This window comes from Denitrobacterium detoxificans, from assembly GCF_015062615.1.
In the GTDB taxonomy this organism is placed as follows: domain Bacteria; phylum Actinomycetota; class Coriobacteriia; order Coriobacteriales; family Eggerthellaceae; genus Denitrobacterium; species Denitrobacterium detoxificans_A.
On record NZ_SUUH01000001.1, the window covers coordinates 222,366 to 235,594 of the forward strand.

Annotated in this window: 11 protein-coding genes; all 11 read right to left on the reverse strand. The window is 60.7% G+C overall.

Going from position 1 to position 13,229, the window contains the following annotated elements; all coding sequences use genetic code 11:
• Nucleotides 1–1,062 (reverse strand): signal recognition particle-docking protein FtsY (ftsY, locus tag E7002_RS01040; protein ID WP_303727079.1); only part of this gene is annotated, 1,062 nt, incomplete at its 3' end.
• 3 nt (nt 1,063–1,065) lie between these two features.
• A complete protein-coding gene (gene smc, locus E7002_RS01045; protein WP_303727080.1) occupies nt 1,066–4,611 on the reverse strand; it encodes a chromosome segregation protein SMC in 3,546 nt (1,181 codons plus the stop codon).
• Between the two features lie 3 nt (nt 4,612–4,614).
• Nucleotides 4,615–5,460, reverse strand: coding sequence for a ribonuclease III (gene rnc, locus E7002_RS01050; protein ID WP_303727082.1), 846 nt, complete (start codon nt 5,458–5,460; stop codon nt 4,615–4,617).
• A 53-nt stretch (nt 5,461–5,513) separates the two neighbouring features.
• Nucleotides 5,514–6,536 (reverse strand): phosphate acyltransferase PlsX, encoded by a 1,023-nt coding sequence (plsX, locus tag E7002_RS01055; RefSeq protein ID WP_303727083.1) that lies wholly within the window; start codon nt 6,534–6,536, stop codon nt 5,514–5,516.
• Between the two features lie 94 nt (nt 6,537–6,630).
• The gene (gene rpmF, locus E7002_RS01060) at nt 6,631–6,810 is read right to left on the reverse strand and encodes a 50S ribosomal protein L32 (protein ID WP_066661750.1); all 180 of its coding nucleotides are present in this window, start codon (nt 6,808–6,810) and stop codon (nt 6,631–6,633) included.
• A gap of 165 nt (nt 6,811–6,975) precedes the next feature.
• Nucleotides 6,976–7,530 (reverse strand): DUF177 domain-containing protein, encoded by a 555-nt coding sequence (locus E7002_RS01065; protein ID WP_066661744.1) that lies wholly within the window; start codon nt 7,528–7,530, stop codon nt 6,976–6,978.
• Between the two features lie 12 nt (nt 7,531–7,542).
• Nucleotides 7,543–8,016, reverse strand: coding sequence for an ATPase (locus tag E7002_RS01070; protein WP_066661741.1), 474 nt, complete (start codon nt 8,014–8,016; stop codon nt 7,543–7,545).
• A 252-nt stretch (nt 8,017–8,268) separates the two neighbouring features.
• Nucleotides 8,269–8,778, reverse strand: a complete 510-nt coding sequence (gene coaD / locus E7002_RS01075) for a pantetheine-phosphate adenylyltransferase (RefSeq protein ID WP_066661738.1) — start codon at nt 8,776–8,778, stop codon at nt 8,269–8,271.
• The gene (gene rsmD, locus E7002_RS01080) at nt 8,775–9,350 is read right to left on the reverse strand and encodes a 16S rRNA (guanine(966)-N(2))-methyltransferase RsmD (RefSeq protein WP_303727084.1); all 576 of its coding nucleotides are present in this window, start codon (nt 9,348–9,350) and stop codon (nt 8,775–8,777) included. Before rsmD ends, coaD begins: the two co-directional genes overlap by 4 nt.
• Entirely contained in the window at nt 9,350–11,620 is a 2,271-nt protein-coding gene (locus E7002_RS01085) for an ATP-dependent DNA helicase RecG (protein ID WP_369692470.1), read from the reverse strand. Before E7002_RS01085 ends, rsmD begins: the two co-directional genes overlap by 1 nt.
• Complete coding sequence (locus E7002_RS01090; RefSeq protein ID WP_303727086.1) at nt 11,559–13,190, reverse strand: DAK2 domain-containing protein; 1,632 nt, start codon at nt 13,188–13,190, stop codon at nt 11,559–11,561. The genes E7002_RS01085 and E7002_RS01090 overlap by 62 nt, the downstream gene beginning before the upstream one ends.
• Nucleotides 13,191–13,229: the final 39 nt, after the last annotated feature.

Sequence of the window (13,229 nt, forward strand, 5' to 3'; positions counted from 1 at the left end):
CTCAGGCTCAGGCTCAGGCTCAGGCTCAGGCTCAGGCTCAGGCTCAGGCTCAGGCTCAGGCTCAGGCTCAGGCTCAGGCTCAGAGGGAGCCTGCCATGCCGGCTCTTCGCTGGCAACAACCGGTTCTTCTTCGACGGCAACCTGGCCCGATTCGTCTACGGGTTCGGTACCGATGAGCGCGGCGGAAAACTCGCGCGCGTCGAAATCCTGCAGGTCGGCAAGGCCCTCGCCCACGCCAATCTTGGCAATGGGAAGGCCCAGCTCGTAGGAAACGGCAAGCGCGATGCCGCCCTTCGCCGTGCCATCGAGCTTCGTGACGATAAGCCCGTCGAGGTCGAGGGCGTCGTTGAACTTGCGCGCCTGGGAAAGGCCATTCTGACCCGTCGTGGCGTCGATGACCAGGACCGTCTTCACGGGAATGCTTGAACGCTTGCGCACGACGCTAACGACCTTGCTCAGCTCGCGCATGAGGTCGTCGGACGTATGCAGGCGCCCCGCCGTGTCGATAAGCACCAAATCGGCGTTCGTTGCCTCGGCGCGCTCGATCGTGTCATAGCAGACGCTGGCGGGATCGGAACCGCGCTCGCGTTCGACGATTTCCACGTTCGCACGCCTTCCCCACTCCTCGAGCTGCTCGATGGCAGCTGCACGGAACGTATCGGCGCTGCCAAGCAGCACGTTTCGGCCCGCTTCCTTGGCGGAATAGGCGATCTTGCCCACCGTGGTCGTCTTGCCCGCCCCGTTGATGCCCACGAACAGCACCAACACGGGATTCTCGTCGAACAGGTTCACTTCGGTGCTGGCAAAGCGCTCGGCAAGCTGGTCGGCGAGCGCATCCATGACGGCATATGCATCGGGGAGCGCCTGGCGCGTGGCAAGCTCGCGCATGCGCTCGACGATATCGCACGCGGCAGGAGCGCCAACGTCGGCCAGAATGAGGGCTTCCTCCAGGCCATCCCAGAAATCATCGTCGACATCGGGACCGCGGTCGAGCAGCATGTTCATGCGCTCGGCAAAACGCTGGCGCGTATTCTGCATGCCCCGCTTCATACTCTCAAACATGGATTATCCTTCCGCGTAACGTAGAGCAGCATCAAGACGCTGGCTCATTACCTTCGTAACGCCGTCTGACTGCATCGACACGCCATAGAGCACGTCGGCCATTTCCATCGTGCGACGCTGATGCGTGATCATAATGAACTGGGTGGTATCGCGAATGGAATCGAGATACGCAACGAGCCTGCGCAGGTTCGTGTCGTCGAGTGCGGCTTCGATCTCGTCGAGGATGTAGAACGGCGTGGCACGCGTCTCGTACACAGCGAACAGCAGGGCCATTGCCACCAGCGACTTCTCGCCACCCGACATGAGCGACATCTTCAGAATGCGCTTGCCACTGGGCTGGGCGCTCACTTCCACGCCCGTGTTTTCGGGGTCGTCGGGATCCACCAGGGAAAGCTCGCCCGAACCACCGGGGAACAGTTCGCGGAAGATGCGCTGGAAGTTGGCGTTCACCTGCTCGAACGTATTCACGAAATCGTCCTTCATGCGATCGTCGATGACGTGGACGATTTTCACGAGGGAACGACGGGCCGCCATCATGTCGTCGAGCTGCGACTGAAGGTAGTCGTAGCGCGTCTTGAGCTGCTCGTATTCGGCAGCGGCGTCGGGGTTGATGGTGCCCATGTTGGCGATGCGACGCTGGAGCTTGAACGATTCGGCCTCGAGAGCGGCGCGATCTTCCAGCTCGGGCGTGCGCATGGCAACTTCCAGGGGCGTGGCGCAATCGTCGGTAATGGTGCGGATGGCGGTTTCCACCTGCATCTCGAGCCTGCCCTTTTCAACGCGCACCTGCGAGAGAAGCTCGTTCGATTCGTCGAACGCGTCGTGCGCTTCCTTCGCCTTCGTGCGCGCATCGTTGATCTGCTCATGCAGGCCCGCGGAAAGCTCGCGCGAAGCCGCGCTGGCATCTTCCAGACGCTGGGAGCGAATGCGCGACACCTCGGCCAGGGAGCGGCACACCTCGAGCAGCGGGTCGATACGGCGAGCGGCAACCGTCTTGCGCTCGATGTTGCGACGCGCCACCTCGCGCGTCTTCTTCGCCTGGCGAATGTCCTGCTCGCGAGCGATGACCATACGCTTGGCGTAGTCGGTTCGCTCTTTGGCCGTAGCGGCCGCGAGCTTGGCTTCCGCAAGAGCGTTCGAGGCTTCATCGGCCTGGGCGCGTACGGGGGCAAGCTCGTCACGAAGCGCTTCGATGCGATTCTTCGCATCGTCGATAGTACCCGAGAGAATGGTCGCACGTTCGTCAAGCGAAACGGCTTCGGGCTGAGCGGCCTCGAGCGCCTGCTGCGCTGCCGTACGCTGGGATTCGATGGAATCAGATTCGCGCTTGAGCGCGTCGAGCGCGGATTGTGCCTGCTTCACCTGGGAAGCGGCGGCATCGGATGCGCCCTGCAGCTTCGCCTTGTCTTGCGAGGTGGAAAGCACGGCCGACTGCACGGTACGTAGTTCTTCCTCGGATTCGTCGAGCGCACGCTGGGCAAGCTCCTGAGCCTCCAGGGCTGCAGCGAGACGATCGCGCGCAGCTTCCAGCTCGCGATGAGCGGCCAGGGCGTTTTCTGCATCGTCGCCCGGCAGCGCATAGGTGACCTTGCCATTGGGCCACACGATGACGCCATCGAGCGTAACGGCGCGCACGCCAGATACCTGAGCGGCGACACGCTGCGCCGAGGCGATATCGTCGCAGATGAGCACGTCGCCCAAAAGGGCCTTGACCGACGCAGCCGCGGATTCGGGATACGAAAGCATGGAAACGAGCGTACGGGCGCCCTCAGGAACCTGGGGCAATTCCGCAGCGCGCATGCCGTCACGCGGAAGCAGCGACACGGAACCCGTCTCCCCCGACGCGACAATGCGCGTAGCGGCAGCAAGGGCACTTGGCTCGTCTTCGACGAAGAGCGCTTCGACGTCGGAGCCAAGCAAGAGCGTTACGAGCGCCTCGACTTCGGGCGCCGCGGTAAGAGTATCGATGAAAGGAGCAATGTGCGATTGAAGGTCGTCTGCATGTTCCTTGGTCCACAGCAAGAGAGGATTGGCTGCCGTGCGCGCACGTTCAAGCTCTTCAAGGCTCTTTACCAGGGCGGATGCGGTCGCACGTTCGTCACGCGCCTCGTCGAGCGCCTGGCGGAGCTCGTCGCGCTTACGCACGGCCGCGCCCACGTTGGCCCGCGCCTCCGCTTCGGCCTTCTTCGCCTCTTCCAAATCGCGCGCCATGGCATCGGCTTGCGACTGGGCCGACCCCACCGCAGCCTTGGCGGCGGCAAAGCGCTCGTCGAGCTCGGCAGCATGCGTGGCAATGAGCTTCTGCTGAGCCTGACTGCTTGCCAAGATTTCCTGAGTACGCGCCTGAGCCGCGCGAACGCCTTCAAGTTCCTGAAGCGCATCGCGACGCTTGCGCGTCTGATCGTCGAGCTGCTGCTGCAGAGAACGCTTCTTCTCCTGGAGCTCCTGTGTGCGCGTACGCGCTGCCGCATAGGCGGAATCGGCAGCTTCACGTGCGGCAACAGCCTCATCGAGCTGCTTTTGGGCCTGCTCCCTACGCTCTTCGAGATCTTGCAGCGAGCGCTCGGAACCCTGCAGCTGCAACTGCAGATCGGTGAGGTAACTTTGGATGGAGCGCTTGCGTTCGTGCAGGAGCAGCACGTTCGAATCGAGCTTGTCGGATGCGGCCTGGGCGCGGCGCTGGTGCGTGGCAACGACGCCCGCCTCTGCCGTTTCGGCCTGGAGCTTCTTCTGCAGTTCCTCCGAAACCGCCTCGGTCTTCTCGATCTGCGTGCGCAGGCCTTCGAGCTGCGAAGACAGCGACTGCTCACGCTTGAGCGTTTCATCCCACGATCGCTGGAGAGTGCGGAGGTCGTCGACGGCGAGTTCCAGATTGACCTGGGCAAGCTGCTTGCTCACATCGCGATATTGCAAGGCACGCTTCGCCTTGCGCTCCAGAGGCTTTACCTGGCGTTCTACTTCCGCCACCACGTCGCGCACGCGTGCGAGATGCTCGTCCATGCGCTCGAGCTTGCGCTGGCTCTTCGCCTTGCGCTGCTTGTGCTTCAAAACGCCCGCGGCCTCTTCGATGAGGGCACGACGGTCTTCCGGCTTGCTTTGCAGGATTTCGGCCAGATGGCCCTGAGCGATGATGGAATGCGTTCCCGTGCCCAGTCCGCTGTCGTGCAGGATGTCGAGCACGTCCATGCGTCGGGCGATGGTGCCATTGATGAGGTACTCGCTTTCGCCGCTGCGATACATGCGACGCATGATGGATACGTCATTGAATTCCACGGGCAGCGTACCGTCGGAATTATCGAGCACGAGCTCGACTTCGGCAACGCCAACAGGCTTGCGCGCCGAGGAGCCGGCAAAGATGACGTCTTCCATGGCCTGGCCACGGAGGTTCTTCGCGTTACGTTCGCCCAGCACCCACAGAACGGCATCGGAAATGTTCGATTTTCCCGAACCGTTGGGACCCACAACCGCGGCAATGCCCGGCTCGAAGCTAAGCACGCTGCGATCGGCAAACGATTTGAACCCCTTCAAAACGAGCGACTTGAGATACACGGGCTATCCCTGCTCGGAAGACGAGGACTTTTTCTTGCTCTTCATTTCGACCTTGCGGGCCTTTTCCGCTTCGCGTTCGGCCTTGCGCTCGGCGCGGCGAGCAGCCTTCTGCTCACGCTGGATTTCGCGTTCGGTCTTCGCGGAGTTGAAGGACATCTGCGTAAGGGCGCTCTGAGCTGCCTGACTTTCGCTTTCCTTCTTCGTGCGGCCAACGCCACGGGCCAGGGCCTGCAAGCCTGCGTACACCTGCGTTACGAAGGTGCGGTCGTGCGGAGGGCCCTGCGTCTCGATGAGCTTGTAGGTGGGCGTGATGCCATCTTCCTGGAGCTTTTCCTGCAGAACGCTCTTCGGGTTTTCGGGCTCGCGCGCCATGTCGATGCTCATGTAACCAAGAAGCGTCTTGGAAATGAACTCGCGCGCAGCTTCCATGCCGCCGTCGAGATACAACGCAGCCACGATGGCCTCGTACACGTTTTCGAGTGCGGAATGCAGGCCACGACGCCCCGTTCCGCGTTCGGAAAGGCCGAAGATGATGAAATCGGCGAAGCCGAGCTCGCTCGCCACATGGGAAAGCGAGGCGCCACTTACGAGCGAAACCTTGATGCGCGTGAGCCCGCCTTCGTCGATTTCAGAAAACTTGTGAAATGCCGCATCGGCCACCACGGCACCCAGAATGCTATCGCCCAGGAATTCCAAGCGCTCGTACGAAAACTTTACGGGCTTTCCCTCCACCGCCGACGGATGCGTGATGGCGGAGAGGAGGTACCGCTCGTTGGTGAAGCGGTACCCAAGAATGTCCTGCGCTAGGTCGAGCTTCTTACGCTGCTCGTCGCGCGGAATACCATTCATAACACAGACCCCCGAGGGCCCGCCCCCTTCCTAGAATGCGTAAAAACGAATACCTATTCAGATTTATCTATTTTACCCGAAACTGCAGGTGAAGAGACGGCTTGCGCGATTAATTCAGAAACCTGCAGGCGGACCGTCTTCGCAGCCGCGTGAATGCCGTTCTTGATGGCGATTTCATTGGAAGAGCCATGCCCCACCATGCAAGCGCCCTTGACGCCCAGAACGGGAGCCGCGCCCATGCGATCGGAGGAAACCTTGTCCTTCAGCTCGCGCAGGCCGCCCTTTACGAGCAGGGCACCCAGCATGGTAAGGGGGCTCTTCGTGAACGCGCCCTTGATAGCACCGAAAAGTGCCTTCGAGGTGCCCTCGATGGTCTTCAGACACACATTGCCCGTAAATCCGTCGGTAACGTACACATCGAACGTGGCGGCAAGCACGTCGTTGCCTTCGGCATTCCCCGCGAAATTGGGAACCTGCTCCTTCAGCAGGGCGTGGCACGTCTGGGCGAACTGGCTGCCCTTGGCCTCTTCGGAACCGATGTTCAGAAGCGCGACACGAGGGTTTTCGCGACCCAGCACCTTCTCGGCGTAGATGAATGCCATCTGGGCAAATTGCACCAGGTATTCCGGCTTGCAATCGGCATTGGCGCCTACGTCGCACATGACGACGTCGCGCGTAGGCGTAGGCAGAACCGTGCAGAGGGCAGGACGCGCTACGCCCTTGATGCGACCAATGACGAGCGTACCCGCCGTAAGGACGGCACCCGTAGAGCCAGCAGAAAAGAAGCCCTGGGCTTTCCCTTCCTTCACCATACGACAGCCAACCACGAGCGAAGAGTCCTTCTTCTTACGAACCGCCTGGGCAGGATGCTCGCCCATGGCGATTTCCTCGGTGGTCACTACGGCTTCGCAGCGTTCATGGGAAGCGCAGAACGGAACCACGACCTCCTCGGGTCCGCAAAGCAGAACGGACAGCGAGGCATCTTCGGAGAGGGCAGCTTCGACTCCGGGCAGAACTACGGAAGCACCCGCGTCCCCACCCAGGGCGTCTACGGCGATGGTTACAGGTTGGCTCATGCGTACATCCCTTTCATGCAGTGGTAGCGAAAGTAAAAATCCCCTGACCTACTATGCGATCAGGGGACCCGTTAACAAACTATGGCAGCTAGAACTAAGCCGTCTCGATGACCTCGCGGTCGCGATAGAAACCGCAGTTCGGGCACACGCGATGCGGGAGCTTCACTTCGCCGCACTTCGGGCACAGAGAACGAGCGGGAGCTGCGATCTTGTCGTTAGCGGAACGGCGGGAATGCGTGCGAGCACGGCCCGTTTTGCGTTTAGGTACTGCCATTATTATCTCCTTCTTACAGCTGAGACGCTCCCTAGCGCCTGCAACATATAACACGAATACGCGAATGGGTATGTTAACACCCGCGCCATAGCGACGCAAGGCATGTTCACCGAGACTGCACACTCGCACATCGCCTCACATGCGCTTCCACATAGAAAGCGCACGCTACTCGTCGAACGTAAGGTTCTTCAGCGCGGCAAACGGATTTGCGGCTTCGGCTTCCGCCAAGCGTTCGGCCTCGCGCTTCGAAGCGCAACCGCAATCACCTTCGTTCAGGTTGGCACCGCAGTCGGGGCAAATGCCCTTGCAATCGTCGCGGCACAGCGGAACGAGCGGAGTGTCGACCAGCAACGCGGCCTTCATGAGCGGCACCAGATCGATGGTGTTGGAGTCGTCGAGTCGCTCGAACTCGTCTTCGTCCATATCTTCGGGCGTCTCTGCTTCCCCGATGAGGAAGTAGCCCTCAATATCGCCCTGAAAATCAACCTCGATAGGATCGAGGCAACGAGCGCACGCCGTGGTAGCCAACCCGGTGACCGTACCGCTTACCAGCAGCGCATCGCCCGTATTGGACACGATGACGTTCCAGGCAAGGGGTTCGGCAAATGCGTAGACATCGGGGCCGGCAACCAATTCGGGCAGCTCGAATACGCCCGAATAGGAAGAGCTCTCCGCAGGGGCGAAGAGCTCGGATGGGATTTCGATAGTTGTGGAATCCATTCCCAAATAAGCCTATCGACCACTGCCAAACGAGTTGGAATTCAGACGCTCGCGGCAACGGCGCACATTGGAGAGCAGCGTGTCGAGGCTCTGCTCCACGTGGCCAAATACCTCGTCGGCGTAGTCTTCGGCACCCGCGCGGGTCTCGCGCTCGAGCTCACGGGCCTCGGCCATGATGGTGTCTGCCTGCTGCTGGGAAATGCGCACGATTTCCTGTTCGCCGGCGATGGTGAGCGCCTGGCTGCGGGCATCCTCGATCATGCGGGTGGCCTCGGCCTCGGCATCGTCGAGCAAGCTCTGACGCTCGCGCACGATCTGGCGAGACTGAGCGAATTCGCTCGGGAACGCGTCGCGGATGTCATCGATGATTTCGAAGGCGGCAGCAACGTCTACCTGGCGCAGGTTACCCTTGCCAAAGACGGGCTTCGCATCTTCCAGGAGGATAGAAAGCTCCTCGATAAGCCCCAAAACCCCTGTTTCGTCCATAGTTATTCCTTCCGTATGCTGCGTCTAAGCTGCGGTGAATATGTCAAAACAATCCATTGCATTCTATCATGCACTTACACATGGGGCAAAATGCACATTCAGGCTCCACGTGCGATTATACGACATAGAGCCAGTTCGCGCATTCCACCCCGCTGAAAACGCCGTAGACGCAGGCTGCCGATAATGCTCGAAAGCCACTTCCCCACTGCGATGCCGATTCGGCAAGCATGGGGGCCAGCAAGCCGTTATTTGCTATTCACCCTGCTCATTGAGGGGAAGATCGTACTTCTCGCAAAGCGCGCGATAGACCGGGTCCGACACGAACTCGCGGAACGGCCCGCCCAGGCTGGCAATCTCTCGCACGATGGAAGACGAGAGGTACATGTACTTCGGGGGCGACATGATGAACACGGTTTCGACCTCGCGATCGATGTCGTAATTCATGGCAGTCATCTGGAACTCGTATTCGAAGTCGGTGATAGCCCGCAGGCCCTTTACCAGTACCTTCGCATCCATGCGACGCGCGAACGAGACGAGCAGCTCGCTAAAGGGCTCGACACGCACGTTCGGAATGTCGGCCACCGACTTGCGAGCCAGCTCGACGCGCTCCTCGAGCGTGAAGAGCCTGCTGCGACCGCCCTTGTTGGGCGAAGCGGCCACGGCAACGATCACCTCATCGAAGATCTGGGAAGCGCGGCGGATGATGTCCAGATGCCCTTCCGTAATGGGGTCGAATGTGCCGGGCACGAGCGCGCGTTTCATGCGAGTTCCTTTCTGAACAGGTCGAGAGCGGTATCACCGTATTTCTTCCGGGTAAGGTGATGCAATTGTAGGGCAACGAATTCCGGCGCATCGGAACAATCGACGGATGCGTCATGTTCATAGCTAATCAGCACATCATCGGCAAGCATGTCCGCCTCATCGAGGCGCTTCAGCACGCCCGCCACCACCTCGATACCGTACGCATAGGGCGGATCGAAGAAGACCAAGTCGAAGGGAGAATCGGGAATCGGAGGTAGACGCTTCTCGATGTCCACACGCGCGATGCGCGTGCGCTGGGGTTCAGCCATAACGGTATTCACGGCAAGGCAGCCAAGCGCTTCGCGATCGCGTTCGCAGAAGCATGCATATTCGGCCCCACGGGAAAGCGCCTCCATACCCAGGGCACCGCTGCCCGCAAATGCATCGAGAACATACGCACCCTCCCATGTGCCACGAGCGGACATGATAGTGCTCATGAGCGATTCACGTACGCGGTCGACGGTGGGTCGCGTCGTGCGGCCCTTGGGAGCCCGCAGGGGCCTCCCGCGGAATTCGCCTGCAATAATGCGCATTAGTCTTCCTTTCTCTGAGCTTGCTCGGGGAAAGCGCGCGCCACCTCGTAGCGCAGCGCGCGGTGTTCGGGCTGGGTCAAATCGGGATCCGCGTCGAGCAGAGCCCGCGCATCGGCATGCGCCGCCTCGATGAGGGCGGCATCGCGCACGACGTTCACCAGCTTCAACGTGGATGCACCGTGCTGCCTGTTGCCCAGGATGTCGCCTTCGCGACGAAGCGACAGGTCGTATTCGGCAAGCTCGAATCCGTCGGAAATGCGCTCCATGGCGGAAAGGCGCTCGAGAGCAAGCGGTGCCTTGCTACCGGAAACGAGGAACACCTCGCCCGCCGCCTGACCGCGGCCAACGCGGCCACGCAGCTGATGGAGCTGGGCCAAGCCAAAGCGGTCGGCATCCTGGATGACCATGACAGTGGCGTTCGGAACGTCGACACCCACCTCGATAACGGTAGTCGCAACGAGCACCTGGGTGCGTCCCTCGGCGAAATCGGCCATGGCAGCCTGCTTTTCCGGGCCCTTCATGCGGCCATGCAAGACGCCAACCTGATACCCACAGAAGATCTTCTGCTCGAGGAAGCGAGCCTGCTCGATAGCCGCACGCGTATCATCATTCTGGAAATCGGCCACATCCTCGATGGCGATGGAGGCGTACACGTACTGCTCTCCCTCTTGCGAGGAGCGGGAATCCGTCGAATCATTGCGCCGCTCGGCCGCCGCACCATCCTTCTGGCTATGGGACTGGCCCACGAGCGGGCACACCACGTAAACTTGTCTACCTGCGTCGAGCGCATTGCGAGCCGCTTCGTACGCCTCGCCTATCTGCGAATACGAAAGAACCTTCGTGGCGGTAGCGGCATGTTCGTGAGGCTTGCTGCGCAGATACGACAGCGTCATATCGCCATACGTAGCCAGTGCGAGCGAACGAGGAATGGGCGTCGCCGTAAGCGAAAGGACATCGGCCGCACGGCCCTTCTCGATGAGCGCGTTGCGCTGGGCCACGCCGAAGCGCTGCTGCTCGTCGATAACCACGAGCGAACAGCACTTGGGCTGCACTTCGGGTTCGATAAGGGCATGCGTGCCAAACAGCACGCTAAGCTCGCCCGAGGCAAGCCGATCGAGCAAGGCGGCGCGCGCATCGGAATCGGTAGACCCCGTGAGTACACCCCACGAAATGCCCGCGGCATCGAACCAGGCACCAAGCGAGCGGGCGTACTGTCGTGCAAGCACTTCGGTAGGCGCCATCATGAGCGCCTGGGTGCCGGAATCGGCTACCGCAGCCAGGGCAAACGCAGCAACGGCTGTCTTGCCCGTACCCACGTCGCCCAGGAGCATGTGATGCATGGCGCAAGGCCGAGACATGTGCCCCAGGATATCGCGCACCGCATCCTGCTGCTCCGACGTGAGTTCGAAGGGAATGGCCTGACGCAACGCCGTGCAACAAGGCCCGTCCACGACATGGGTCATAGCTTGCTGGCGCGCTGCCTGCGCAACATGGGAGCGCATGAGATGCAGCTCGAGCATGAGCACCTCTTCGTAGGCGAGGCGCCTGCGGGCCGCTGTGCTTTCATCCATAGTGCGGGGAAAGTGAATACAACGAAGTGCCGACGCACGCGACATGAGCCTATAGCGCGTGCGCAAGTCGAGCGGCAGCGGGTCTTCAAGCCCCACCGACATGTCCAGCGCGGCGGAAACGAGCTTGCGCATGGTGTTCGCCGGAAGCTTCTCAGATGCGGGATGAACGGGCACGATAGCCCCAGTGACTTCCTGAGCAGGGTCTTCGATAACCTCGATGAGAGGATTCGTCATGCGCTTGAAACCGAAATTGAATTCCACGGTTCCTGAAACGGCAATACGACTGCCCCGGGAAAGCTTGCTCCCCCACCAAGGCTGTCGGAAGCACGTGACGATAAACGTGCCCGTGCCATCGTTGATGGTTATCTCGGTGAGCACAAGGTTCTTCGGACGCTTGACCTTCACCTCGTACACGGTGCCAACGACGGTGCAGGAATCGGAAATGCGGGCATCCGCGCACGTGGAAACCCGACTCATGTCGAGGTACCTGCGAGGGTAATGCGCGAGCAGATCGCGCGGCGACTCTATGCCCAGAGAACGCAAGGCCCCAGCCCGCACTCCTGAAATGCCCTTGATGACCGTAATCGGCGAGTCAAGGGAGAATGCGGCCTGGGACCTGCGAGATGATAGCGATTCGCTATTCAAGACCAAACACGATGGGATACAGGGGCTGCTCGCCGCGGTGGGCGTCGACCTCAAGATCCTCGTAGGCCTCTTCGATGCGCTCTACAAGCGCGTCGAGCTGTTCGTCGGAGAAATCGCAACCGGCCAGAAGGGTGAGCGTGTCGGCATCCTCCGCCTCGAGGGATTCCAGAAGGGCCAGCGTTACTTCTTCCGTGGAAGCACCAACCGCTTCGATGGAACCATCGGCGATGCCAATGGTGTCGCCATTCTTGATGGGGTTGCCATGTGCGTCCTTGGCGTCCTTGATGGCCTGCGTGATTTCGCCCGTGCGAACCTCGCCAATGGCATCAGACATGGCTTCGACATTCTCTTCCAGGCTAGCCTCGACGTTGGCGGCGAACATGGCGGAGAACGCCTGCGGAACACTCTTCGTGGGAACCACGCCACAAGGGGTCTCGGAAACGCCAGCACAGCTCTGAGCGGCCATGATGATGTTGCTGTTGTTCGGCAGAATGATGACGGCGTCGGCATTCACGCTGTTCACAGCGTCAAGCAGGTCCTTCGTGGAGGGGTTCATGGTCTGACCGCCAGAAACGACGCGGTCGACGCCCAAGCTCTCGAGGATCTTGGCGTTGCCCTCGCCCGCTGCCACGGCAACGAACCCAAGCGCCTTGTGCTCAGCTTTCTGCTCTTCGGCAAGCTTGGCGTTGCGGTCGGCAGCCTGAAGCTGCATGTTGTGGATGAACACCTCGGAAATCTGGCCACGCTCGAGGAAGTAGGCAAGCACCTTATCGGGCGTGTTCGAATGCACATGCACCTTGAATTTCGGGATAGAGCCCACGCAGAGCTCGCAGTCGCCCATAGTGGAAAGGAAGTCGAGCGCCTCGTCCTTGTCGAGGGTCTCGGAATCTACCAGGAACTCGTTGCAATAGCGGAAGCGGGAACCTTCCCAGTCGTTAATCTGCTCGATTTCGACCTTGGGCTCGGAACCACGCGAGAACGCAAGCTCGTCGCCCAGGGGCGCTTCGCGACCAGTGATGGCGGAAACGAAGCTGTCGAGCAGAATGGCAAGGCCATAGCCGCCAGCGTCGACAACATTGTTTTCCGCAAGGACGGGAAGCAGTTCGGGCGTGCGCTGAACGGAGGCGTACGATTCGCTGACGATGTACGCGAGCGCTTCGTCGAGCTCCATCTTCTTCTTGTTGGCGCGACGAGCCGCTGCGGCAGTGTCCTTCAGAACGGTGAGGATCGTGCCCTCGACGGGCTTGCGCACGGCCTGGAATGCCGTGGTTACGGCCTGGTCGAACGCCTTGTCGATGGAAGCCACGGAAAACTCGGTAGCGTCGGCCGCACCCTCGCACAGACCGCGAAGAATCTGCGAGGTGATAACGCCCGAATTGCCACGCGCGCCCATGAGCGCACCCGTAGTGATGGCCTTGCGAACATCGGCATTGGAAGAGCCGATGGGAAGCTTGGCCAGGTTGTCTACGACCATCTTCACCGTAAGAGACATGTTCGTTCCGGTGTCGCCGTCGGGCACGGGGAACACATTGAGGCGGTTGACCTCGTCTTTGCGCTCGCCCAGCGTGCGTGCAGCTACCGCGATGGCATTTAAGATATCGTTACTCGTATATGTTTCTGACATATCGGTCTAAACTCCTTGTTCGGATTCGCTTGCTTCGTG